The organism is Pseudomonas sivasensis (genome assembly GCF_021391435.1).
GTDB classification, from domain to species: domain Bacteria; phylum Pseudomonadota; class Gammaproteobacteria; order Pseudomonadales; family Pseudomonadaceae; genus Aquipseudomonas; species Aquipseudomonas sivasensis.
The window spans coordinates 3,708,341-3,729,436 of record NZ_CP090029.1 but is presented as its reverse complement, the minus strand read 5'-3'; the positions used below and the strand labels follow the sequence as shown (position 1 = coordinate 3,729,436).

Below are 21,096 nucleotides of genomic sequence, written 5' to 3'. Positions count from 1 at the left end.
GGCGCCTTCAGGAAGAAACTTCAGGTAACAAACATGATGCGGTGGTTACGGCAATCTCTCTCGATTCTGCTGGTAGTGGTGTTCACCAGCCCGTTAATCAGCGCCCAGGCTGACACCTCGCCGATTGGCATCGCCCTTGACCAGCGGGTGATCGACCTCACCAACACCCTCGACACCAGCACCACCACTCGTCTGAAAGAGCAGCTCGCCGCCCTCGAACAACGCAAAGGCGCCCAGGTGGCCGTGTTGCTGGTGCCCTCAACTGGCGAGGCGAGCATCGAGGATTACGCCAACCAACTGTTCCGCGCCTGGAAACTGGGGCGCAAGGACGTCAACGACGGCATCCTGCTGGTGGTGGCCAAGGCTGATCGCAAGGTGCGTATCGAAGTGGGCTACGGCCTGGAAGGCACCGTCACCGACCTGTTGGCCCACCGCATCATTGAGGAGCACATCACGCCGGCGTTTCGTCGGGGCGACTACGCGGGCGGCATCAGCCAAGGCGTGGACGATCTGGTCGTGCTGGTGGACGGCGGAGAGTTGCCTCAGGTGACAGGCCCCGGCGTTGCGCCCGAGGCCATCGCGGTGTTGCTCGCGTTTATCGTTGGTGCGATTGGCGGCGTGCTGATGGCCGCGCGCAAGCTGGGTTGGCGTGGGGCGTTAATCGCCACGGCAGCCGTCACCGTGTTGCTGGCGGTGTTCACCGGTGGTCGGGAATGGCCGGTGTATCTGCTGGTATTGCCGCTGAGCATCCTGATTGGCGGCGCCACCTTCGGCGCATTGTGGCTGGCGCGCACGGCGTTCTACTGCGTGATGGGGGTGCTGGCCTATGTCGTCGGTGTGGTGATAGCCAACCGGTTTGTAGAAGTCAGTTATGTCCATTGGCTGGTGTGGCCGTTTGGCGGGGCGTTAGTGCTGGGCTTATACCTTGGGTTGTACTTCGTCATCAAAGCATCCTGGAAAAAGAGCCCGCGCTTTTTCCTCCTGCGTGCGTTGGCGGTCACGGCTGTCTACGTTGCCGCAGGGATGCTGCTGGGGCACGGTTACCAGGGCTGGATCGTGGCGATCCCCGTGGCCTCCTTCGTGGCGTTTATTGTGTTTGTGCAGAGCATTGCCAGTTCCGGGGCGGGTTCGAGCCGGAGCTCCGGTTCAAGCTCCAGCTCTAGTGGCTCCAGCTCTAGCTCCAGCTCCAGTGGCTCCGGCTCCAGCAATTCCTCGGGGGGCGGCGGTTCCAGTGGCGGCGGCGGGGCTTCGGGGAGTTGGTAAGCCTGACGAGGCCCTGACCGTTACAGCTGTTTAGAGAGAAAAACGCGGCTGCTGCCTTGGGGCGCGCAGGGTATTTCCCCAAACCGCACCCATCCATTTTTCTCGTAAAACCCCGGCGCCTGAAAGCTGATGGTGTACAGCACCGCATTCAGGCAGCCCCGACGCCGAGCTTCGTCTTCAAAAGCTTTCAGCAACTGGCTGCCGAGGCCCGTGCCACGCAGGGAGTCGGGCAGGTGAAACAGGTCAAGGAAGGCCATGCCGAACGCTGTTCTACCCGTAATGCCTCCCAAGACTTCCTGGGTGTGCGGGTCTCTGATCAACACCGTCAAAGGGCGCCGGTCATGGTAACCGGCGGCCTGTTCGTTGAAGGCGGCCAGGCCGCTACTCAGGATACGCTCGGCGTCGGGGTTGGGTTGGTCGCTGATTTCAATCTGAGCATGCTGCATCGCGATGGCGTCCTTGTTGTGCCTAACCTTGGCGCTGGCCCGTGGTTCAGTTGGGCGAGGCGTCTGATGAGTGTTCGGGTGATGCTTGTCCTGTTTTGTTTCCAGAGGGCGTTGCAGTGTCTGTTGCCGGCGCCGACTTCCTGGGTGTGCGAATCGCGTTGCTGCTTTGAGTGAGCACACAGTAGTCGGAATGTTCCGGCCACTCCTTGAGCGTTTTGTTGATCAGGCGGGTTGGGCACAAAAGCAGCACATCGCCGAAGGAAAACAGTGGGAATGCCGATACCACCGGTTGTCCACGCAAGGTCTCGACATTGCCCCACACTGCGCTGTCGAAATCTTCCTTGGCGTAGGTTTTCGTCAGCAGGAACCTGGCCTCGACCACGGTGTGCGCGTCCATGACACGTGCTGCCGCGTAAACGATTGTCGCAGGGCTCCCCGGCGAAATACCAATCACCATGCTCCCGGTAATGAGCACTGCCAGCAGGCACAGGCCCAGGCGCTTGAACAGGTCAGCCTTGCTGACATAGAACACCACCACGGGCGTTAGCGTGACGCTGGCGGCGAACATCGAGATGAACATCAACTGCCTGACGGCTTCAGGCGTGTCCTCGCCCGTATAGGCTTTCAGTACAAGGCTGGCAGGAAACACCGCGGAAATCACTGTACTGACCAGCAACAATGCCACCATCAACATGAACCAGCAGCGTAGGGACCAGCTATTGGCATTGCTGGGGCTCGCCATGGTTGCGCATGTGTCGACCGCGACCCTGAATGTCTTGGTTGCCAGCAGGGTGCCTAGTGACACAACGAGCCAGAGCAGTGTCCAGCCGAGTTTTTCCCCGTCACTCAATGCAGGTCCTTCAAAGATCTGCCACAGCAATAGCAGGATGCCTGTCAGCACAGGCAGCAGAAGCAGCCCCACCAACCGGTTCTGCAGAGAGGTGATGTCATTGAACAAGGACACCGTGAGCCCGAACAGTACTGTGGTTGAGAGCAGAATCAGCAGATATACCCCAAGCATGCCGATCACTGTTGCCAACCAGGGGATCAGCGCGGACTTTGCCTCAATCGCGGCAGCCATCACATCCGGCCGGCCAATCGCAGTGGCATAGGTCGACAGCGTATAAAACCCCAGCAAGGTGCCCAGCCCGGCGAAAATAACGCTAAGGGGCGCCCAGTAGGTCAGGACCCGTTTGAGGTTTTTTTTCAGGGCTTGTTGAAAGGTCAGCGGTCTTGCGTGAATCACGTCGTGGTTCCTTCACGGGTGGTCGATGGGCAGGGTTCAAGGATGGCTGAGGCGCATCACCATCTCATGCCACGCCATCCCGCCGTGATCCGAAGGCGAAGGCCGAACATAGGTGTAACCCAGTCGCGCATACAACGGCACATGCCGCTCTTTGCACATCAGGTGAATGGTTCGTTTGCCTAGCGTCTTCATGCGCTGCACAAACTCGCTCATCAACACCGTGGAATAGCCGTTGCCCTGATGCGCTGGGTCGACCACCACCGACATGATCACCACATTCGGCGCCTCGGGTGCATGCCCCACCAACTCCTTGAATGCCTCGTCCGACATCACCACTTCATGGGCGCAGCCACTGTTGATAAATCCCACCACCTCGCCATCGGCTTCAAGAATCAGGAAGCCTTGCGGGTACAACGCAATGCGCGTGGCGATCTTCTCCAGGGTCGCGGCTTCGTCGCCTTCGTAGGCAGTGATTTCTATCTCAAAGCAACGGGCAGCGTCGGCGGGGAGGGCGTTGCGCAGGGTGAGGGCGGGCATGCAGGTTCCTGGGGCATTGATTGAAAGGCCACATGATAGATACAAACCCGCCAAGTGGCACAGTCTACGGTGTATGTCGCGACATCCTGACTGTTGCACTGCCCCCAGCATCGCGCCACTTGATCGCGCTAATATAAAAAACCACGTCTGGCTCCAAGGTATCGATCAGGTCTTGAAGTCACCAACACGCATGAAGGAAGGACCCTGTGCTGGAAATAAAACGCGCCACCCCCGAAGACGCCAACGCCGCTTTTGACATCCGCCGCGAAGCCATCTGCAGCCAATGCATCGGTGCCTACACCGCTGAGCAAATGGCGCTCTGGACTCGCGGCAGTGCCGACGATGGTTACAGCACGTTGATGGAAAAACCGTTTTACCTCGGCTGGGTAAACGATGAACCGGTCGCCACCGGCATGCTCGACCTCGACAACAATGAAGTGGGCGCGTTGTTTGTACTGCCGCAGTTCACCGGGCGTGGGTACGGCAAGGCGATGCTGGATCATCTTGAGGCGCTTGCGCGGGAACTGGAGTTAGCAGAGGTGGTGCTGGATGCGACGTTGAATGCGGCGAGTTTCTATCGGGCATGCGGCTACGTGGGGGAGCAGCCGGCGATCTACCGCTCGCCGTCGGGGCTGGAGTTGGCGTGTATACCGATGACTAAGCGGATTGAATGAGCAGCGCTGCCCAATGAGGGGCTTACTGGCGATAGCGGTGGTTCAGGCAACAAGGCTCTCGACACTGTCCTTGCCCCTCATCAGGTACGGAAGGCCGCGCGCAGCCGCTCTATAACCGCGTCAACCGAATCCCCATGAACCTGCGGCGGCACCCGACTTTCCCCAAATTCGCGCCACACAAACAGCGTCAACTCGGCGCCGTCGGTCTGCGCCTGCGCATGGCCGGGCGCGGCAAAGCTATGCAGCAATCGATAACGCTCATCCCGCCAGAACGCATCTTCCACCCAGTCATACACCGGGATGAAATGAAAATGCAGCGGGAACCCTGGCATATGCCCGTAGCGGCTGATGTACAGCCACTTGGGTTCGAGTTGCGCCTCCATGACCCGCTGGGTCCTGGCCAGTAACCCACCCAGTTCGGCCAGTGCGGCTTCCGGCATGTCGGCCAGGGAATGAATACGCGCCTTGGCGCCCAGCATCAGGTAGCCCGGCAGTTTTGACGCCAGGTGATGGTTGAGCTGCCAGTGCTCGGTCTCAAGCAGGATGTAAGCAGGGTCGATCTGCATCAGCGTGCATCCACGGGAACAAGACCGGCAGGATAACAAGCGTCGCCGCCTGTATCCCACAAAAGCATGGGATCTGTGTCTGTCGCCTACCGTTGCAGGCCGATAGCCTCCCTCCACCATCACTCACGACTGAGCCCCCCATGAACCTCACCGCTGTCCCCTTTGGCACCACCGACTGGTCCGCCATCGACCCCGTCGTTTACCCCGGCGTTACCGGCCATGCGCTGTGGCGCACCTGCCATTTCGGAAACACTCGTGTACGCATGGTGGAGTACACCCCCGGCTACCTGGCCGATCACTGGTGCAAACGCGGGCATGTGTTGTTGTGCCTGGAAGGCGAGTTGGACACAGAGTTGGAAGACGGCCGTCAGTTCACGCTGACGGCCGGGATGAGTTACCAGGTAGGTAATGACATGGAAGCGCATCGCTCATCGACGAGCGTTGGGGCGAAGCTGTTTATCGTGGATTGATGCAGCACGGTCAGTGCATCTTGCTGTGGTCCATATGGCTATGGTCCACACCATCCAAACCACGTGCTGGCGCGGTCACTTCGACGGTCTGCTGTTCACCCTTGGCGTTTTCCACCGTCAGGGTCAGCGGTACTTGGTCGCCTTCCTTGATCTGCCCGGTCAGGCCCATCAGCATCACGTGGTAGCCATTCGGGTCGAGTGTGACGGCCTTGCCTGCGGGCAAGGCCACTGCGTCTACCGGGCCCATGCGCATGACGTCGTCTTTCATGCTCATTTCATGGATCTGCACGTCCTTTGCCACCGGCGATGCCACACGCAGTAACTTGCTGTCGCTGTCGGCCGTGACGGTCATGAACGCGCCGCTGGACGGCTGGCCCTGCACCGTGGCGCGCACCCAGGCGTCGGTCACTTGCACTTGGGCGCTGGCGTGGGCGGCGAAACCCAAGAGGGCGAGGCCGAAGGTGAAGCGCTTGAGGTGTTGAACGGCAGTCATTAGCAGACCTCCATGACGGTGAGCAGGTCTTCTGCGCACTCTTTTGCGGTAAGGGATGCTTGCAGGCCCAGGCGCAGGTTGCCGCGCGTGTCGAAGACGAAACTGGTGGCCGTGTGGGACAGCGTGTAGGTGTCGCCGGCGGGGATCTTTTCATAAAAGATCCCGAACTCCTTGGCGGCCACGGCGATTTCTTCGGGGGTGCCGTACAGCGCTTCGAAGCTCGGATCGAAGGCCTTGACGTACTTGTCGAGAATCTCCGGTGTGTCGCGTTCCGGGTCGAGGGTGATAAAGATCACCTGCATGATCTCGCCGTCGCGGCCCATCAGCTTCTTGGCTTGGGCGGCGCGGGCGAGGGTGGTCGGGCACACGGCCGGGCACTGGGTGAAGCCGAAGAACACCACCGGCATCAGGCCACGGTAGGAGCTGAGGGTGACGGTGTCGCCCTCGGTGTTCTTGAGCTTGAAGGTGCGGCCCATGATCTTGTCGCTCAAGTCCTTGCCGTACTTGAAGTTCAACCTGGGGCTGTTGTCACAACCGGTCAGCAGGCCCAGACCCAGCAGGCCCATGCCGGTCAGGACCTTGCGGCGGGTGAATAACGTACTCATCAACTGTGCATCCTGTGAAACGCCTGCATTGCTCTGGATCTACACATCAGGCTTTGAAAAGGAGTAAACGAGGAGGGCGCCAAGTCTACCAACCCTGGCGATGGCACGTAATCTGCGACGTTCTGCCACAGGGGGCCGCCGTATTTCATCCCTGTGCGGCTTCGGTGGTAGAGTCGCCGCCATGAAATCGAGCCACCCCGACCGTTCGCCAATTGTCTGGACCCTGTACTTCTGCGTACTGATGAACCTGTTCGTGTGCGGTTTGGGCCATGGCCAGATGATGGGCCAGCAGCTCAACGGGATCGGCGGCGCGTTCTGTTCGGTGGACGCTAAGCAGGCGCCACTTTCCGACAAAGGGTTGGGCACCCCGTCTTCCAGCAACATCTCGAACTACTTTGCCTGCCCGGTGTGCGCCTCGCTGACGGTCGCCCTGGTGTTCCTGATTGGACTGGCGTGGCTGTTGGGCCTCGGACAAACCCCGCGCCCGGCCCGTGAACAACGCAACAAGGCGCCGCCGCGCCATGCCTGGCCCTCGGCCAATCCCCGCGCTTCCCCCGCATTCTGACGTGTGCCTTGGGCTTCCTGTGACCAGGAGGCGTTCTATCGTCACGACTGTGAGTGCATTTCATGAACCAACAATTGCCTGCAGGCGCCAGTCGCCTGGTCAGCAAGGTGTCCCGTCGCCTGCGCGCGGAACCGGCGCGGGCTGAATACCCGAGTAACTCCCGCTGCTTCGTGCACCTGGATGCACGCCTTTTGCCCTACTGGCACACCCTGTTCGATATCTGCCCAGCCCTGCTCAAGCTCGACCCGCCCGAGGGCTTGAACCTGTTCCGCAGCTTTATGACCTGGGCCTATCGCAACCAGCCCGCGCAGGATTGGACCTACCACCTGAATGTGTGCCGCTGGTTGCTGAGCTCGACGTATCGCCAGCACATCGACGATGAGCCCATCGAAGCGTTCATGGCGGCCGCCGCAGCGTGTTGGGTCAACACCGATACCAGCCACGCGCAGGGGGTAGTCCTGGCCTGGCAATCGATGACGGTGTTCGATTGCAAGCAAGCGATGTTCGCCGACGCTGCACCCTCAGCCTTGCCACCCTCGCCATGGGATTTCGCCTGGTGCCCGTTGAATGCCCAAGGACGCTTCAACGACTGGTTGCCTGTGCCTTGATCGGTATCAAGGCGCGTGCGTATTGCGTTGGCACCAAATGGTGCAGCACATCGCAGCGTCGGTGGCGTGGCCCGGAACAGCGCTCGCTGACTGACAGGCTGCGCTGCCGATTACGGTTGAGCTGTCAGCTGCCGGTGCGCGGTTTTTGCTGACGGTCTTTGTCTCTATCGTCGCGGTCATCAGCCTTGGGAGTTTTGTCCGGCTGTTTGACGGTGTCCTGGCTTTTTTTGCCGCTGTCGGCCGGGCTGCTCGGGTACGTGCCGGGTGGCAGCGCGGAGCCTGCAGCCCCATCACCTGCAACAGCATTGGCTGCAGGTGTCGGGTTGTCGCCGAAAGCGGCGAGGGCGGGTTGGCCTGAAAGAGCCGTCAGGCAGAGTGCAAGCACGATCCTTTGTCTATTCGTCATGATTCAATCCTCTTGATTCATCGAACACACCCGTGGACTTGTCCACGGGTCGACGGGTGCGTCACGCAGCCATTGGCTTGTCCGCCATCGCCTTCTTATGCGCGGCCTTCATGGCTTGCATTTGTTCACCCAGTTCTTCCAGTAGAGCTTTGCCCAGCAGTTTCTTCGCTTGAGGAAACATCTCGGTTTCCTCTTCTTCAATGTGGTGTTCCAGCAGTTCCTTGACCACCTTCACCCGACCGGAAAACTCGGTGGTGGACGGCTCCGTCTGCTTCAGGTCAGGCAGCACCAGCGAGTCGACGGTGCGATGCTCTTCCTTGGCTTCGTGGTACATGATGTCCTGCTCCTTGCCGCCGGCTTTTCGGAACGCCGGGTACAGAATCTCTTCTTCAAGCTTGGTGTGCAGGCTGATTTCCATTTCGAGTTTAGCCAGCAACTCTGTGCGCTTTTTAACCCCGCGTTCGGTGGATTCGCTCAGTTGGGTCAACAATGCTTTAACACGTTCATGGTCGGCTTTGAGCAGGTCGATGGCATTCATGATGAAACCTCACAGTCAGGGTACGGGCGCGTCGAGGTGCGCGCGTTGTCTGGTAGGAAATTGCATAAGTCAGACCATCCTGGATGATCGGTTAAACGTCATTCGAATCAATAAGTTGAGATTGATTTTAGAAAACCTGTGTCGTGCAGCTTGCATGGTCGGTCCCCAACCAGGTTGCATTAAACCCGCTTCTACCTGCGCACTGGACAGACGGAGGTGGCTCGGCATGTGCCGCAACCATTGGGCGAGAGCGCCCTGGCGTAATTTCGATGGAACCCTTGGGGGGAATGCTTGACCTAACCCATAGACCTCAGGAGGTGAATCATGGAAATAAATTATGTCTGGATCGGTTTGGCGGTGGTTCTGCTGCTCTTGGAATTGTGGGCAATTAACGTCGTATTGCGCAGTACCGGTGGCTGGGAGACCAAGGGGCTGTGGCTGGTGATCCTGATCTTTGTGCCGTTGCTGGGCCTGATTGCGTGGGCGATGTTCGGGCCCAAACGCGAGATGCCGGAACACCGCAAGAGCTGACGCCTAAGGCCGTTAGCAAACAGGCGCCCTATGGGCGCCTGTTTACGTTCAGGTGCCGGATATCAGCCAGCCAGCGCCTTGGCAATCGCCTCATTGAATGCCGGCAAATCGTCGGGTGTACGGGAGGTGATCAAGGTCCAGCCATTGGCGTTGCATTGCTTGACCTCGGCGTCGACCCAACCGGCAGCGCCGGCGTTTTCCAGGTCGATGCGGACGCTTTTGTAGGAGGTCAACGTCTTGCCTTTGATTACGCCCGCGTCGATCAGCGTCCACGGCCCATGACAAATGGCCGCAATGGTTTTGCCGTCGGCGGCGAAGTCCTTGATCAAGCGCAGCGCCGCTGCGTCCTGGCGCAGGGTGTCGGCGTTCACGGTACCGCCGGGGATCACCAGCGCATCAAAATCGCTGCTCTGCACATCCGACAGTTGCACCTCGGATTCCACGGTCCTGTCCTTTTCGGTATCACCGACAAACGTTTGGGTGCTGCCGCCCTTGCTGGAAGCGTGGGTCACCGTCGCGCCAAAACCGCGCAGCGCTTCCAGGGGCTTGAGCAACTCGTCGCGCTCGATGCCGGTGTTGGAGGTGATGATGAGGATTTTCTTTCCGTTGAGTTGCGAGGTCATGGTCGAGTGTCTCCTGGGTGAAGGGGGTTAATGGTCGTGTCTGGCCTGTCGCTTCCTGGCCATTTCAGCTTCGCCGATACCTGACTGTTGAGGGCGCGCGTGGGCAAAAGGTTTAAATTTTTTTGCGCCGATTTCTACGCTGAAATTTCCTTGAACTATCGAAATACCCAGGGCTCTGCTTCACACAGGACGCGATTTTTTGTGCTCCCTTAATTGCTTGGAGAGATACCGTGGCCGCTCCCATAACTGCCGTTAAAACACCTGACCGTATGAGCTCGCAAGAGGCACGGAAAAGTGCAGACTCAGCCGCCACGGCTGATCGCAAGCGGGGTCAATAAGCATGGCGCGCGCGATTACCGCTGCTGAATTGGGGATCGAACTCAAGCCTGAGGACGACAGCGGTTTGTTCAAGTGGTTTATCGCCAGTTTCCTGATGGGCAAGCGAATCCAGGCACCCATTGCCGCACAGGCATACAGGGTGATTGTGGAGCAGCAGGGGCGCGACACTGCCCGCAAGTTGCAGCACTGTACGTCGCGAGAGTTGGTGGCAATGCTGGGGCGTGCCCATTACGTTCGCTACGACGAATCTACTGCGCAGCGGCTGCTGGACCTCAGCGCGAAGCTGAACGCCGATTACGGGGGAAAGATCACTCACGTACGTCGCGCCAGTGCAGACCGCAAGGCGTTTGAGAACCGCTTGGCCGAGTTCGATGGCGTAGGCCCCAAGACCATCGAGATTTTCATGCGCGATGCGGCGGCGGTGCTTTTTTGACGGGATTGTTGTACGTCGGCTGTGCGGGCTGGAGCTTGCCGCGTGAGCACTGGCCGGCGTTCAGCGACGCGGGCACGCATTTGCAGCGCTACGCGTCGCGCTTTAACGCGGTGGAGATCAACAGCTCGTTCTATCGTCCATACCTGCCGAAAACGTACGCACGTTGGGGCAAATCCGTGCCGTCTGCGTTTCGTTTTTCGGTGAAAGTGCCCAAGCGTATTACCCACGAGTTGGGCCTGCAGCGTTGTGAAGCTGCGCTGGATGAGTTTCTCGAACAGTGCGCGCCACTGCGTGAACACTTGGGCTGCCTGCTGGTGCAACTGCCTCCCTCATTGAGCTATGAGCCCTCCAGTGCCAGCGCCTTTTTCATGGCTGTTCGCCGATGTTTTGCCGGCAATGTGGTGCTTGAGCCGCGCCACGCCAGTTGGCTGGCAGCTGAGGCGATGTTGCAGGATTTGCACATAGGACGGGTGGCAGTCGACCCACCCGTGATCGACGCCACGCCCACCTGCGCGGGATGGCAAGGCGTGCGCTATTGGCGCCTGCACGGATCACCGCGCATCTATCACAGCGCCTATGGCCCGGAGCGTGTACTCGGGTTCGCAAGGCACCTGAGCCGGTCTGCTGCAGATGGCATTCCTACCTGGTGCATTTTCGACAACACCGCCAGCGGCCATGCGGTGGCTGATGCCTTGTACCTACTCGACCTCAACCCGCAACACTTCCAACCCTAGCTGCTCGTACGCCTCCACACTCGGCACATGCCACTCGGTAATCAACGTGTGAATCCGGCTGCACGGCGCCACCACAAACGGCTCCACCGCGCCGAGTTTGTCCGCCATGGTCACCGCGACCACCTGGGAAGCGCTGTCGAGCAAGGCTTGCTTGACCGCGACTTCATCAAAGTGCAGCGAGCTGATGCCTACTTGCGGATGCAATGCGCATACGCCGGTAAACAACAGGTCGGCCTTGATGCTCTGGATCAGGCGTACGGCTTCGTGGCCGCCGGTGGACAGCGTGGCCGGGTTGAGTTGGCCGCCGGCCAGAATCACGGTCACATTGGGATGGTCGGCCAAGGCAATGGCGATCATCGGTGAGGTTGTGACCACCGTCAGCCGGATTGCGCGCGGCAATGACTGGGCGATCTGCAGCGTGGTCGAGCCGGAATCGAACAGCACAATCTGGCCGTCTTCCACCCTCTGTGCGGCCAACTGCGCGAGTTGGCGTTTGGCGTCATTGGTCTCGCCGACCCGGGTGAAAAAATCTTTGCCTGTGTCCTTGGGCCGAGGCAGGGCGCCGCCGTGTACGCGCTGCAACAGGCCGGCGGCGGCGAGTTCGCCGAGGTCACGACGGATGGTGTCCTGAGACACCGCAAAGTGTTCCACCAGTTCCGAGGCGGTGACTTTGCCGTCGCGCTCCAGCAGCAACAGAATCTTCTGTTTGCGAAGGGAAGGCAGGTCGATGGCTTGATGAGTGTCGTGCATGTTTTTGCGCTTTTTTGCGGGTTTGTGCGAGATTAGTCGCCCGTAGATATAAACGCAATCACTGGTTGAGCGACCGTGGTGCGGCTACTCTCTGCGCTCAGTTCAGGGAGAGGTGACCTAGATGTCGTTGATCACAACCATCGAAGATTTACGCAAGCTGGCGCAAAAACGTGTCCCAAGGATGTTCTACGATTATGCCGATTCCGGCTCCTGGACTGAGAGCACCTACCGGGCGAATGAAAGCGATTTTGCCCGGATCAAATTCCGCCAGCGGGTGGCGCGCAACATTGATGAGCGCTCGATCCGCACCGCTATGATCGGCCAGGACATGGCCATGCCCGTGGCCCTGGCTCCCACCGGCCTGGCGGGTATGCAGCATGCCGATGGCGAGATTCTCACCGCCCGCGCTGCCGCCAGGTTCGGCCTGCGCTACACCTTGTCGACCATGAGCATCTGCTCCCTTGAAGACATCGCCGAACAGGTGGGCCAGCCGTTCTGGTTCCAACTGTATGTGATGCGTGACCGTGGCTTCGTCGAGCAACTGATCGAACGCGCCAAGGCCGCTGGCGTGGATGCGCTGGTGCTGACCCTGGACTTGCAGATCCTGGGGCAACGGCACAAGGACCTGATCAACGGCCTGTCTGCGCCGCCCAAACTGACCCTGCCGAATATCCTCAATATGGCGACCAAACCGCGTTGGGTGATGGGCATGCTCGGCACCCAGCGTCGTGGGTTCGGCAACATTGTCGGGCACGTGAAAGGCGTGGCGGACATGAGTTCGCTGTCGTCGTGGACCGCCCAGCAATTCGACCCGCGCCTGAGCTGGGACGATGTGGCGTGGATCAAGAAATGCTGGGGCGGCAAGTTGATCATCAAGGGCATCCTCGATGTCGAAGACGCGCGCCTGGCGGCTGATTCCGGTGCGGATGCCTTGGTGGTGAGCAACCACGGTGGCCGTCAGTTGGACGGCGCGCCGTCGAGCATCAGCCAGTTGCCGGCGATTGTCGACGCGGTAGGCGAGCGTATCGAGGTGTGGCTCGATGGCGGTATTCGTTCCGGCCAGGACGTACTCAAGGCGATGGCGCTCGGCGCTAAAGGCACCATGATCGGTCGTGCGCATTTGTATGGTTTGGGTGCGATGGGTGAGGCGGGCGTGACCAAGGCACTTGACATCATCGCCCGTGAATTGGACGTGTCGATGGCGCTGTGTGGCTATAACGATATACGCGATGTGAACCGTGAGATTTTGCTGCCGGGGACCTTTCCCGAAAGCATTGTTTGAGCAAAAAAATCGTAAAAATACGAAAAGAGTTGTCCACGAAAACCGTGGGTATCTCTGTGGATAACTTTGCAAGACCCCGGCGGGTATGGCGATTTAGCCCGCGGTCAATATTTGATCAACTTTCAGCGAGGCCCAGTATGGGCAGGGTTTGCGCTTGACAGCCAAGCGCGAACCCAGTGCCGAAAAGCTGTTTTATGACTCGCCCTTGCGCTCCGCGGAGTGCGTGACAACGTGGGCGGGCATCTTGGCCTGCATCAAGTTGTCGAGAGCCTGGCGATAACTGCGACCGGCCAGACTCATGCTGTTGTTATGGCTGGCGCCGGGCACCAGCAACAGCCGCTTGGGTTCCTGGGCAGCTTCAAACAATTGCTGGCTGAAGCGTGGCGGCACGTAGCGGTCGTCGAGGCCATGCACCACCAGCAACGGCATATGGATGTCGGCAATCTTGTCGATGGAATCAAACTTTTGCGACAGCAACCAGCGCACCGGCAACGACGTGTTGGCCACCGCCGTCGCCACGTCTGCCAGGGAGGTAAAGGTGGATTCGATCACCAGGCCGCGCACCGGCCGAGGCGTTTGCTTGCCCAGTTCGGCAGCCAGGTCGATGGCGACCGCGCCACCGAGGGAATGCCCGTAGATCAGGCGCTTGCTCGGGTCGGGTTGCAGCACTTGGAAACGTTCCCAGGCGATACGCGCATCTTCGTACACGGTGGTTTCCGACGGCAGCTCGCCGCGGCTTTGGCCAACGCCGCGATAGTCGATGGCCAGAACCGAATAGCCGAGGGCATGCAATTGCTCGATGCGGAACAATTGCCCGGTGAGGTTCCAACGTACCCCATGCAGGTAGAGGATCGCTGGCGCGTCCTTTTTGTCCGCCGGGTACCACCAACCATGAATGTTCTGCCCCGACTTAAAACTGGCGGGCTTGAGTTCAAATTCCTGCACCGCCTTGGGCAAGCCGCTGTACCAACTGGCGGTGCCCGGTTCGATGCGAAACACCAGTTCGCGCTCCTTGTGTTGCAGCACGCTGCACCCTACCGGCAGGCCGACGATCAACAACGCCATGCACAGCAGGGGCAACCAGCGCAGGCTCAGGCGCGATAGAAAACGAGAGGGCATGAAGATTCCTGAACAAAGATGAAGCTGGGGTTTTACCAGATGGCCTACACAGGCAGGTATAAATTCGACGGCCGCCCACGGCGATTGCTTGCAAAGTGTTACAGCATTGAACAACCCGTACACCGGTTGTTAGGGTAGGCGGCCGAACAGGAGAGCAAGCACATGGATTTCACAGGTAAAACCGCCATCGTCACCGGCGGTGCGCGTGGGTTGGGACTCAGTTATGCACGGGCACTGGCCCTGGGCGGTGCCCGGGTGGTGATCAGCGATATCGGCGCCGACAAGGTGGGCGCCGGCAACGATGCCTCGGTGGTCCAGGCGGCGGCAGAAGCCTTGCAGGCCGAAGGGCTCGCGGTGATCGGACATGGCGGTGACTTGTCCACCAACGAGGGCTGTCAGCAACTGGTTGCGTACGCCATCGAGGCATTCGGTCAACTCGATATCCTTATTCACAACGCCGGTTGGGTGGGTTACCAGAACATCCAAGACCTGGATGCCGCGTTCCTGCAGCGGGCCATGGACATCAACCTCTACGCGCCACTTTGGCTGTGCAAGCACGCGTGGCCGCACCTTCTGCGCTCAACCGCGCCACGGATTATCCTCACCACGTCCGACCGCGCCATGTACGCACAATACGAGCAGACCGGCCTGGTGGCCTACAGCGCTGGCAAGATGGCGCAACTGGGGATCATGAACGCGCTGAGCCATGAGGGCGCCGAGGCCGGCATCCGGGTCAATGCGATCTCGCCGGTGGCCAAGACGCGGATGTGGGGCGTGACCGAGGAACCTGACGAACTCAAGCCGGATTGGGTAACCCCGGGGGTATTGTTTCTCGCCTCCACGCTGTGCGAGGAAACGGGCTACATCCTGCGGGCCAGCAACGGTCAATTCACCGCAACGCGCTTCACTGAGAATCCCGGGGTGGACTACCCGCGCAACCTGGCGCGGATCAACGCCGGCAGTGCTGAAGAAGTCGCGGCCGCGTGGCCTCGCATCAAACAAGCGTGAACCCCCGATTACTCCTTGGAACAAAGAGCCCGACCATGGACAACAGCCCCGTTCGCATCACCGCCGAAGAGACCCTCTCGGACAACTGGTACCTGCTGAAAAAATACAGCTTCGACCTGCGTCGTCGCGACGGCAGTTGGCAAGCTCAGACCCGCGAGGTGTACGACCGAGGCAATGGCGCGACCATCCTGCTGTACAACCGCGCGCAACGCACCGTGTTGCTGATTCGCCAGTTCCGCATGCCCACCTTCGTCAATGACTACCACGGTTACCTGATCGAAGCGGCGGCGGGCTTGCTGGACAATGCCAGCCCCGAGGAGCGCATTCGCCTGGAAGCCGAGGAAGAGACCGGTTATCGCGTGGGGCAGGTTGAGAAGGTCTACACGGCGTTCATGAGCCCAGGCTCGGTCACTGAGCGGATTCACTTTTTTATCGGCGAATACCAGCCGGGGGATCGGGTCAGTGGTGGCGGTGGCCTGGAAGAGGAGGGCGAGGACATCGAGGTGCTGGAACTGGGCTTCGAGCAGGCCCTGGCGATGGTGCAGAGCGGCGAGATCGCCGACGGCAAGACCATCATGCTGCTGCAGCACCTGGAGTTGCGTATGTTGAAAGAAGGCTGGTGACTTAAACAGCACGTACATCCAATTTTCCCACCCCCCATCCGCGGCAAACTCCCCTCATCGCTGACATTTCAAGGCAGAGGGGCACACCATGGACCCAGCACCACAGACGGGACCCGACGAAGTCGTCACCCTGGTCGTCAAACACTTGATCAAGCAAGGCCAGGAAGCCAACTACGAAGCCTGGCTGCGCCGCATCGTGCGCATCGCCGGCGAGCGCCCAGGGCACTTGGGTGTCGACGTGGTGCGCAGCAAACAGAACAACCTGGCGCTATTCACTTGCGTATTGCGCTACCGCTCCACCGACGACCTGGAAACCTGGCTCGACTCCCCCGAGCGTAAAACCCTGATTGTCGAAGCCTCGCCGATGCTGGCCGATGGCGACAAGACCGAGATCGGTGCGGTCAACGAATTCTGGTTCGCGCCCCTGGCCGACAGCGCCGCCAAGCCGCCGCGCTGGAAACAGGCGGTCGTCAGCCTGTTTGTGATTTTGCCGCAGACCTTGCTGTTGCCGTTTATCTGGGGGCCCATCCTGCGTCTGCACCCGTTCCTGTCCAACTACGTGGTCTCCACCTTCCTGGTCACTCTGACCATCGTGCTGCTGGTGGTGTACCTGCTGATGCCGGCGGCTACCCGCCTGTTCGCACCCTGGCTTGAAGCCTCTGTAAAGGAAACCCTATGAACGCCGATCTGATTCTGTTCAATGGCCAGTTCCACACCGTGGACCGTGAAAACCCGCGCGCAACCGCCGTCGCCATCAGCCAGGGTCGCTTTGTCGCCGTCGGCACCGATGGCGAGGCCATGGCCCTGCGTGGCAGCGGCACCCAGGTCATCGACCTCAAGGGCCGCACCGTGATTCCCGGCCTCAATGACTCCCACCTGCACCTGATCCGTGGCGGGCTGAACTACAACCTCGAACTACGCTGGGAAGGCGTGCCGTCCCTGGCCGATGCACTGCGCATGCTCAAGGACCAGGCCGACCGCACGCCCACGCCGCAATGGGTGCGCGTGGTGGGCGGCTGGAACGAATTCCAGTTCGCCGAAAAACGCATGCCGACCCTGGAAGAACTCAACCAGGCCGCGCCGGACACGCCGGTGTTTGTGCTGCACCTGTATGACCGCGCCTTGCTCAACCGCGCCGCGTTGCGCGTGGCCGGCTACACCAAAGACACGCCGAACCCGCCGGGCGGCGAGATCGTGCGCGACAGCAACGGCAACCCCACCGGCATGCTGGTGGCGCGGCCCAACGCGATGATTCTGTATTCGACCCTGGCCAAGGGCCCGAAACTGCCGCTGGAATACCAAGTCAACTCCACGCGCCAGTTCATGCGTGAACTCAATCGCCTGGGCCTCACCAGCGCCATCGACGCCGGCGGTGGTTTCCAGAACTACCCCGATGACTACGCGGTGATCGAGCAACTGGCCAAGGACGAACAGCTGACGGTACGCATCGCCTACAACCTGTTCACCCAGAAGCCCAAGGAAGAACTCAGCGACTTCAAGAACTGGACCGGCAGCGTCACCCTGCACCAGGGCGATGACTACCTGCGCCATAATGGCGCCGGCGAGATGCTGGTGTTCTCGGCGGCGGACTTTGAAGACTTCCTGGAGCCGCGCCCGGATCTGCCCCTGACCATGGAGCAGGAGCTGGAACCGGTGGTGCGCCACCTGGTGGAACAACGCTGGCCGTTCCGCTTGCATGCCACCTATGACGAGTCCATCTCGCGCATGCTCGACGTGTTCGAAAAGGTCAACCGCGAAATCCCGTTCAATGGGCTGCCGTGGTTCTTCGACCACGCCGAGACCATCACCCCGAAAAATATCGAGCGCGTTCGAGCCCTCGGCGGCGGCATTGCGATCCAGGACCGCATGGCGTTCCAGGGTGAGTATTTTGTCGAGCGCTACGGTGCCAAGGCTGCCGAAGCCACGCCGCCGATCAAGCGCATGCTCGCCGAAGGCGTGCCGGTAGGGGCGGGCACCGACGCCACGCGGGTGTCGAGCTACAACCCTTGGACCTCGCTGTACTGGATGGTCAGCGGCCGTACCGTCGGCGGCCTGGAACTGCACGCCGAAGGTCTGCCGCGCCTCACCGCGCTGGAGCTGTTCACCCATGGCAGCGCCTGGTTCTCGTCCGAGCAGGGCAAGAAAGGCCAGATCAAGGTCGGCCAATTGGCGGACGTCGCCGCGCTGTCAGCGGACTTCTTCAGTGTCGATGAAGAAGCCATCAAGTGGATCGAGTCAGTGCTCACCGTGGTGGGCGGCAAGGTCGTGTACGGCGCCGGCGACTTCGAAGACTACGCACCGCCGCGCGTGCCGGTGCTGCCGGACTGGTCGCCGGTGGTCAAGGTGCCGGGTCACTGGCGTCCAAATTCGCCTTTGCAAGCTCAAGTACACCAATGCAGCGGCCCGTGCGGCGTGCATTCCCACAGCCATGAGAAAGCCCGTCTTTCCAGCGTGCCGGTCAGCGACTTCCAGGGTTTCTGGGGTGCGTTCGGCTGCTCGTGTTTTGCCTTTTAAACCCCCCAAGGAGTTAACCCATGACTTACAAGCGCTTGAACAAAGATGACGCCGTCGTACTGTTGGTCGACCACCAGACGGGCCTGATCTCCCTGGTACAGGATTTCTCCCCCAACGAATTCAAGAACAACGTGCTGGCCCTGGCCGACGTGGCGAAGTTCTTCAACCTGCCGACCATCCTGACCACCAGTTTTGAAGGCGGTCCTAACGGCCCGCTGGTGCCAGAACTCAAGGCACTGTTCCCGGACGCGCCGTACATCGCCCGTCCTGGCCAGATCAACGCCTGGGACAACGAAGATTTCGTCAAGGCGGTCAAGGCCACCGGCCGCAAGCAGATCATCATTGCCGGTGTAGTGACGGACGTGTGCGTAGCGTTCCCGACCCTGTGTGCCCTCGCTGAAGGCTTCGAAGTGTTCGTCGTCACCGATGCTTCCGGGACCTTCAATGAAACCGTGCAACAAGCCGCCTGGGCGCGCATGACCGCCGCCGGCGCCCAGCTGGTGAACTGGTTCTCCGTGGCCTGCGAGCTGCAAGTGGACTGGCGCAACGACATGGAAGGCCTGGCCAACCTGCTGTCGCCGCGCATCCCCAACTACCGCAACCTGATGAACAGCTACTCGGCGTTTACTGCCAAGTAACCGGTTTTCAAGCCTGTAGGTGATCAATGTGGGAGGGGGCTTGCCCCCGATAGCGGTGCCTCAGTCAAAGCTATTGAGACTGACACACCGCAATCGGGAGCAAGCCCCCTCCCACATTTGATTTGTGGTGTTGCGACCATCCAGTTATAAATCAGCCCATCGTCCACCGAGAAGCGACAATGAACCCCTTCGAAGACATGCGCCTGTTTTGCCAGGTCATGGAATCCGGCAGCTTCACCGCTGCCGCCGAACAATTGGGCCTGTCCAAGCAATTCGTCAGCCGCCGCCTGATCCAGCTGGAAGATCGCCTCGGCGTGCGCCTGCTCAACCGCTCGACGCGCCGGCTGGATGTCACGCCCCTGGGCCAGAGCTACTACGAATCCGCCTTGCGCCTGCTCGGTGAAGTCGAGCAAGTGGAGCAGGGCATCGCCGGCCAGAACAGCGAACCGCGCGGCACCATTCGCCTGAGTGCGCCGTTGTCGTTTGCCATGGCGCACCTGGGTTGCCTGTTACCGTTGTTTTTGCAGCGCCATCCCCAAGTGTCGGTGGAGGTCGACCTCAGCGATCGCCCCGTGGACCTGATCGGCGAAGGCTACGACCTGGTGTTGCGCATCGGCACCCTGGAAGACTCCACCCTGATCGCCCGCCGTATCGCCAGCATCCAGCGGGTGTATTGCGCCAGCCCCGACTACCTGGCTCTGCGCGGCACACCCTTGCAACCCGATGATCTGGCTCAACACGACTGCCTGCCTTATGGCCATGGCCGTCAAGTGCAATGGCGCTTCAAGGGCAAGGTGCAGGCGCTGAATGTCAGCGGTCGCATGCGCGTGAATAACGGTGAGCTGTTGCGTGACACCGCCATCGCCGGGCTGGGCGTCACTTACCTGCCGACCTTTATCGTTGGCGACGCGTTGAAGGACGGTCGCCTGATCACCATTCTCGACGACTTCGCCCCCGAAGCCCTGACCTTGTCGGCGGTCTATCCCCAACATCGGCAAAGCTCGCGGCCGGTGCAGGCGTTGGTGGAGTTCCTGCGCGAGCGCCTGGCTAGCGGCTGTTGAACAACTGGCGGATCAGGTTCGGGGTGCTGCCAGTCCAGCGCTTGAATGAGCGTCGAAAGTTCGCCGCATCATTGAAGTTCAGGTACGCCGCCACTTCATCATTGCTGTAGCCCTTGACCTGGTACAGGTGCAGCGCCACCTGTTTGCGTACCCGGTCCACTTGCTGCTGAAAGCCGGTGTGGTGTTTGTGCAGTTTGCGCTTGAGGGTCGCCGGACTCATGGCGAAGGCCTGGGCCGCCTGTTCCAGGCTCGGCGGTTGGCGCACCTGCTCGCGCAAATAGTCGTAGAGGCAATCGAGAAAACTGCCGGCAAAGCCCAAATGTTCGATCTGTTCGCGAGCCTGCTGGCGCGCGACCTGGCCGGCGGTAGCCGAAGCCCCGGGCCAGGCGCGGGTGAGGTGTTCGCGGGGGATGCACATCATGTCCAGCGGGCGCTCGAAGCGCGTCTCTTCGCCCAGATGCACCCAATACTGCTCGACATAACGCGGCTCGGCATGGCTGAAACTGCACACCCACGGCAGACGCTCGCCGCTGAGCCATTGGCTCATGGCAACCAGCGACGTCATGCTCGCTTCCAGCAGAAACCGCCACTGCTCGCCAGCGCCGCAACTGTCCAGCCAATACAGGTAGGCGTGGTGCTCATCCAGCTCCACTTGCAGGGTGACCAACGGGCTGAGCAGCACCTGTTGCTGAATAAGGATCTCCAACGCCTGATGCAGATTCTGTGCATGGCCCAAGGTATGGCTGGCTGCGCCGTAATAGCCGGGCAGCAAGCGCTGGCCCAACAGAAAACTGCTGTCGTCGGCATCCAGCAGCTTTCGACTGTTACCGATCAGTGCCAGGAACTGCTGCGGGCTCAAGCGCGCCGTTCCGGCCAGGATATCCTCGTGGAACAGCCCGGTGCCGCGCAGCAAACGATGGCTGTCGATGTCACGGGACAAGGCCAGGTCAATCAGCGTGGCGGGTTGGTTGTGCCCTGGGATGAAGCGGCTGTCGGCCTCATACCAGTTGGTTTTCACCGCCAT

27 protein-coding genes are annotated in these 21,096 nt (G+C 60.5%); 15 read left to right on the top strand and 12 right to left on the bottom strand.

Annotated elements, in window-relative coordinates:
* Positions 1–33: 33 nt before the first annotated feature.
* Entirely contained in the window at positions 34–1,263 is a 1,230-nt protein-coding gene (locus LRO94_RS16660) for a TPM domain-containing protein (RefSeq protein WP_179178828.1), read from the top strand.
* 20 nt (positions 1,264–1,283) lie between these two features.
* Here LRO94_RS16660 and LRO94_RS16655 read toward each other — a convergent pair whose 3' ends face one another.
* Genes LRO94_RS16655 through LRO94_RS16645 form a run of 3 tightly spaced genes read right to left on the bottom strand, consistent with a single transcriptional unit; the run spans position 1,284 to position 3,492 of the window.
* Positions 1,284–1,709: a GNAT family N-acetyltransferase gene (locus LRO94_RS16655; RefSeq protein ID WP_032889463.1), complete on the bottom strand. Its 426-nt coding sequence runs from the start codon at positions 1,707–1,709 to the stop codon at positions 1,284–1,286.
* Positions 1,710–1,755: 46 nt separating this feature from the next.
* The gene (locus LRO94_RS16650; RefSeq protein WP_179178829.1) at positions 1,756–2,955 is read right to left on the bottom strand and encodes a hypothetical protein; all 1,200 of its coding nucleotides are present in this window, start codon (positions 2,953–2,955) and stop codon (positions 1,756–1,758) included.
* A gap of 36 nt (positions 2,956–2,991) precedes the next feature.
* Positions 2,992–3,492, bottom strand: coding sequence for a GNAT family N-acetyltransferase (locus LRO94_RS16645; RefSeq protein WP_179178830.1), 501 nt, complete (start codon positions 3,490–3,492; stop codon positions 2,992–2,994).
* 206 nt (positions 3,493–3,698) lie between these two features.
* Here LRO94_RS16645 and LRO94_RS16640 point away from each other — a divergent pair, with 206 nt between their 5' ends.
* A complete protein-coding gene (locus LRO94_RS16640; protein WP_179178831.1) occupies positions 3,699–4,166 on the top strand; it encodes a GNAT family N-acetyltransferase in 468 nt (155 codons plus the stop codon).
* A gap of 80 nt (positions 4,167–4,246) precedes the next feature.
* Here the strand turns inward: LRO94_RS16640 and LRO94_RS16635 are convergent, their stop codons facing one another.
* Positions 4,247–4,732: a hydrolase gene (locus LRO94_RS16635; RefSeq protein WP_032889455.1), complete on the bottom strand. Its 486-nt coding sequence runs from the start codon at positions 4,730–4,732 to the stop codon at positions 4,247–4,249.
* A gap of 140 nt (positions 4,733–4,872) precedes the next feature.
* Here LRO94_RS16635 and LRO94_RS16630 point away from each other — a divergent pair, with 140 nt between their 5' ends.
* Positions 4,873–5,202 carry a DHCW motif cupin fold protein gene (locus LRO94_RS16630; RefSeq protein ID WP_032889453.1) on the top strand — a complete coding sequence of 110 codons (330 nt, stop codon included), beginning with the start codon at positions 4,873–4,875 and terminating at the stop codon, positions 5,200–5,202.
* 10 nt (positions 5,203–5,212) lie between these two features.
* Here the strand turns inward: LRO94_RS16630 and LRO94_RS16625 are convergent, their stop codons facing one another.
* Together LRO94_RS16625 and LRO94_RS16620 are read right to left on the bottom strand one after the other, a co-directional pair.
* Entirely contained in the window at positions 5,213–5,695 is a 483-nt protein-coding gene (locus LRO94_RS16625; RefSeq protein WP_095184506.1) for a copper chaperone PCu(A)C, read from the bottom strand.
* Positions 5,695–6,300 (bottom strand): SCO family protein, encoded by a 606-nt coding sequence (locus LRO94_RS16620; RefSeq protein ID WP_032889449.1) that lies wholly within the window; start codon positions 6,298–6,300, stop codon positions 5,695–5,697. The genes LRO94_RS16625 and LRO94_RS16620 overlap by 1 nt, the downstream gene beginning before the upstream one ends.
* Before the next feature lie 181 nt (positions 6,301–6,481).
* Between LRO94_RS16620 and LRO94_RS16615 the strand changes: the two genes are divergently transcribed.
* Both LRO94_RS16615 and LRO94_RS16610 read left to right on the top strand, forming a co-directional pair.
* Positions 6,482–6,865 carry a DUF2946 domain-containing protein gene (locus LRO94_RS16615; protein ID WP_179178832.1) on the top strand — a complete coding sequence of 128 codons (384 nt, stop codon included), beginning with the start codon at positions 6,482–6,484 and terminating at the stop codon, positions 6,863–6,865.
* Between the two features lie 62 nt (positions 6,866–6,927).
* The gene (locus LRO94_RS16610) at positions 6,928–7,473 is read left to right on the top strand and encodes a putative natural product biosynthesis protein (protein WP_179178833.1); all 546 of its coding nucleotides are present in this window, start codon (positions 6,928–6,930) and stop codon (positions 7,471–7,473) included.
* Positions 7,474–7,597: 124 nt separating this feature from the next.
* Here the strand turns inward: LRO94_RS16610 and LRO94_RS16605 are convergent, their stop codons facing one another.
* A complete protein-coding gene (locus LRO94_RS16605; RefSeq protein WP_032889443.1) occupies positions 7,598–7,879 on the bottom strand; it encodes a hypothetical protein in 282 nt (93 codons plus the stop codon).
* 61 nt (positions 7,880–7,940) lie between these two features.
* Positions 7,941–8,417, bottom strand: coding sequence for a hemerythrin domain-containing protein (locus tag LRO94_RS16600; RefSeq protein ID WP_032889441.1), 477 nt, complete (start codon positions 8,415–8,417; stop codon positions 7,941–7,943).
* A gap of 324 nt (positions 8,418–8,741) precedes the next feature.
* Here LRO94_RS16600 and LRO94_RS16595 point away from each other — a divergent pair, with 324 nt between their 5' ends.
* Positions 8,742–8,948 (top strand): PLDc N-terminal domain-containing protein, encoded by a 207-nt coding sequence (locus LRO94_RS16595; RefSeq protein WP_032889439.1) that lies wholly within the window; start codon positions 8,742–8,744, stop codon positions 8,946–8,948.
* A gap of 62 nt (positions 8,949–9,010) precedes the next feature.
* Here LRO94_RS16595 and LRO94_RS16590 read toward each other — a convergent pair whose 3' ends face one another.
* Entirely contained in the window at positions 9,011–9,571 is a 561-nt protein-coding gene (locus LRO94_RS16590) for a type 1 glutamine amidotransferase domain-containing protein (RefSeq protein ID WP_032889437.1), read from the bottom strand.
* Between the two features lie 340 nt (positions 9,572–9,911).
* Between LRO94_RS16590 and LRO94_RS16585 the strand changes: the two genes are divergently transcribed.
* Together LRO94_RS16585 and LRO94_RS16580 are read left to right on the top strand one after the other, a co-directional pair.
* Positions 9,912–10,343, top strand: a complete 432-nt coding sequence (locus tag LRO94_RS16585; protein WP_032889435.1) for a hypothetical protein — start codon at positions 9,912–9,914, stop codon at positions 10,341–10,343.
* Entirely contained in the window at positions 10,340–11,077 is a 738-nt protein-coding gene (locus LRO94_RS16580; RefSeq protein ID WP_233896823.1) for a DUF72 domain-containing protein, read from the top strand. The genes LRO94_RS16585 and LRO94_RS16580 overlap by 4 nt, the downstream gene beginning before the upstream one ends.
* Here the strand turns inward: LRO94_RS16580 and LRO94_RS16575 are convergent.
* Positions 11,042–11,827, bottom strand: coding sequence for a DeoR/GlpR family DNA-binding transcription regulator (locus LRO94_RS16575; RefSeq protein ID WP_032889432.1), 786 nt, complete (start codon positions 11,825–11,827; stop codon positions 11,042–11,044). The genes LRO94_RS16580 and LRO94_RS16575 overlap by 36 nt on opposite strands.
* A 121-nt stretch (positions 11,828–11,948) precedes the next feature.
* Between LRO94_RS16575 and LRO94_RS16570 the strand changes: the two genes are divergently transcribed.
* Positions 11,949–13,109 carry an alpha-hydroxy acid oxidase gene (locus tag LRO94_RS16570; RefSeq protein WP_032889430.1) on the top strand — a complete coding sequence of 387 codons (1,161 nt, stop codon included), beginning with the start codon at positions 11,949–11,951 and terminating at the stop codon, positions 13,107–13,109.
* A 192-nt stretch (positions 13,110–13,301) separates the two neighbouring features.
* Here LRO94_RS16570 and LRO94_RS16565 read toward each other — a convergent pair whose 3' ends face one another.
* Positions 13,302–14,228, bottom strand: a complete 927-nt coding sequence (locus LRO94_RS16565) for an alpha/beta hydrolase (RefSeq protein WP_233896821.1) — start codon at positions 14,226–14,228, stop codon at positions 13,302–13,304.
* Between the two features lie 162 nt (positions 14,229–14,390).
* Between LRO94_RS16565 and LRO94_RS16560 the strand changes: the two genes are divergently transcribed.
* The 6 genes from LRO94_RS16560 to LRO94_RS16535 all read left to right on the top strand — a co-directional run bounded on the left by LRO94_RS16560 (position 14,391) and on the right by LRO94_RS16535 (position 20,072).
* Positions 14,391–15,236, top strand: coding sequence for an SDR family NAD(P)-dependent oxidoreductase (locus tag LRO94_RS16560; RefSeq protein ID WP_179178834.1), 846 nt, complete (start codon positions 14,391–14,393; stop codon positions 15,234–15,236).
* Positions 15,237–15,271: 35 nt separating this feature from the next.
* On the top strand, positions 15,272–15,859 hold the full coding sequence (locus LRO94_RS16555) for an NUDIX domain-containing protein (RefSeq protein ID WP_179178835.1): 588 nt from the start codon (positions 15,272–15,274) through the stop codon (positions 15,857–15,859).
* Positions 15,860–15,947: 88 nt separating this feature from the next.
* Positions 15,948–16,538 carry an antibiotic biosynthesis monooxygenase gene (locus LRO94_RS16550; RefSeq protein ID WP_032889421.1) on the top strand — a complete coding sequence of 197 codons (591 nt, stop codon included), beginning with the start codon at positions 15,948–15,950 and terminating at the stop codon, positions 16,536–16,538.
* Complete coding sequence (locus LRO94_RS16545) at positions 16,535–18,373, top strand: amidohydrolase (protein WP_032889419.1); 1,839 nt, start codon at positions 16,535–16,537, stop codon at positions 18,371–18,373. The genes LRO94_RS16550 and LRO94_RS16545 overlap by 4 nt, the downstream gene beginning before the upstream one ends.
* Before the next feature lie 20 nt (positions 18,374–18,393).
* Positions 18,394–19,011 carry an isochorismate family cysteine hydrolase YcaC gene (ycaC, locus tag LRO94_RS16540; protein ID WP_032889415.1) on the top strand — a complete coding sequence of 206 codons (618 nt, stop codon included), beginning with the start codon at positions 18,394–18,396 and terminating at the stop codon, positions 19,009–19,011.
* Positions 19,012–19,190: 179 nt separating this feature from the next.
* Positions 19,191–20,072 carry a LysR family transcriptional regulator gene (locus LRO94_RS16535; protein WP_095184514.1) on the top strand — a complete coding sequence of 294 codons (882 nt, stop codon included), beginning with the start codon at positions 19,191–19,193 and terminating at the stop codon, positions 20,070–20,072.
* Here the strand turns inward: LRO94_RS16535 and LRO94_RS16530 are convergent.
* A complete protein-coding gene (locus LRO94_RS16530) occupies positions 20,059–21,096 on the bottom strand; it encodes an AraC family transcriptional regulator (RefSeq protein ID WP_179178836.1) in 1,038 nt (345 codons plus the stop codon). The two genes, LRO94_RS16535 and LRO94_RS16530, sit on opposite strands and share 14 nt — an antisense overlap.

Excerpts from the sequence above, each read along its gene's own strand:
- LRO94_RS16660 (WP_179178828.1), top strand. The coding sequence starts at position 34 with ATGATGCGGTGGTTACGGCAATCTCTCTCGATTCTGCTGGTAGTGGTG.
- LRO94_RS16655 (WP_032889463.1), bottom strand. The coding sequence starts at position 1,709 with ATGCAGCATGCTCAGATTGAAATCAGCGACCAACCCAACCCCGACGCC.
- LRO94_RS16645 (WP_179178830.1), bottom strand. The coding sequence starts at position 3,492 with ATGCCCGCCCTCACCCTGCGCAACGCCCTCCCCGCCGACGCTGCCCGT.
- LRO94_RS16635 (WP_032889455.1), bottom strand. The coding sequence starts at position 4,732 with ATGCAGATCGACCCTGCTTACATCCTGCTTGAGACCGAGCACTGGCAG.
- LRO94_RS16630 (WP_032889453.1), top strand. The coding sequence starts at position 4,873 with ATGAACCTCACCGCTGTCCCCTTTGGCACCACCGACTGGTCCGCCATC.
- LRO94_RS16625 (WP_095184506.1), bottom strand. The coding sequence starts at position 5,695 with ATGACTGCCGTTCAACACCTCAAGCGCTTCACCTTCGGCCTCGCCCTC.
- LRO94_RS16620 (WP_032889449.1), bottom strand. The coding sequence starts at position 6,300 with ATGAGTACGTTATTCACCCGCCGCAAGGTCCTGACCGGCATGGGCCTG.
- LRO94_RS16615 (WP_179178832.1), top strand. The coding sequence starts at position 6,482 with ATGAAATCGAGCCACCCCGACCGTTCGCCAATTGTCTGGACCCTGTAC.
- LRO94_RS16610 (WP_179178833.1), top strand. The coding sequence starts at position 6,928 with ATGAACCAACAATTGCCTGCAGGCGCCAGTCGCCTGGTCAGCAAGGTG.
- LRO94_RS16605 (WP_032889443.1), bottom strand. The coding sequence starts at position 7,879 with ATGACGAATAGACAAAGGATCGTGCTTGCACTCTGCCTGACGGCTCTT.
- LRO94_RS16600 (WP_032889441.1), bottom strand. The coding sequence starts at position 8,417 with ATGAATGCCATCGACCTGCTCAAAGCCGACCATGAACGTGTTAAAGCA.
- LRO94_RS16595 (WP_032889439.1), top strand. The coding sequence starts at position 8,742 with ATGGAAATAAATTATGTCTGGATCGGTTTGGCGGTGGTTCTGCTGCTC.
- LRO94_RS16590 (WP_032889437.1), bottom strand. The coding sequence starts at position 9,571 with ATGACCTCGCAACTCAACGGAAAGAAAATCCTCATCATCACCTCCAAC.
- LRO94_RS16585 (WP_032889435.1), top strand. The coding sequence starts at position 9,912 with ATGGCGCGCGCGATTACCGCTGCTGAATTGGGGATCGAACTCAAGCCT.
- LRO94_RS16575 (WP_032889432.1), bottom strand. The coding sequence starts at position 11,827 with ATGCACGACACTCATCAAGCCATCGACCTGCCTTCCCTTCGCAAACAG.
- LRO94_RS16570 (WP_032889430.1), top strand. The coding sequence starts at position 11,949 with ATGTCGTTGATCACAACCATCGAAGATTTACGCAAGCTGGCGCAAAAA.
- LRO94_RS16565 (WP_233896821.1), bottom strand. The coding sequence starts at position 14,228 with ATGCCCTCTCGTTTTCTATCGCGCCTGAGCCTGCGCTGGTTGCCCCTG.
- LRO94_RS16560 (WP_179178834.1), top strand. The coding sequence starts at position 14,391 with ATGGATTTCACAGGTAAAACCGCCATCGTCACCGGCGGTGCGCGTGGG.
- LRO94_RS16555 (WP_179178835.1), top strand. The coding sequence starts at position 15,272 with ATGGACAACAGCCCCGTTCGCATCACCGCCGAAGAGACCCTCTCGGAC.
- LRO94_RS16550 (WP_032889421.1), top strand. The coding sequence starts at position 15,948 with ATGGACCCAGCACCACAGACGGGACCCGACGAAGTCGTCACCCTGGTC.
- LRO94_RS16545 (WP_032889419.1), top strand. The coding sequence starts at position 16,535 with ATGAACGCCGATCTGATTCTGTTCAATGGCCAGTTCCACACCGTGGAC.
- ycaC (WP_032889415.1), top strand. The coding sequence starts at position 18,394 with ATGACTTACAAGCGCTTGAACAAAGATGACGCCGTCGTACTGTTGGTC.
- LRO94_RS16535 (WP_095184514.1), top strand. The coding sequence starts at position 19,191 with ATGAACCCCTTCGAAGACATGCGCCTGTTTTGCCAGGTCATGGAATCC.
- LRO94_RS16530 (WP_179178836.1), bottom strand. The coding sequence starts at position 21,096 with ATGGCGGTGAAAACCAACTGGTATGAGGCCGACAGCCGCTTCATCCCA.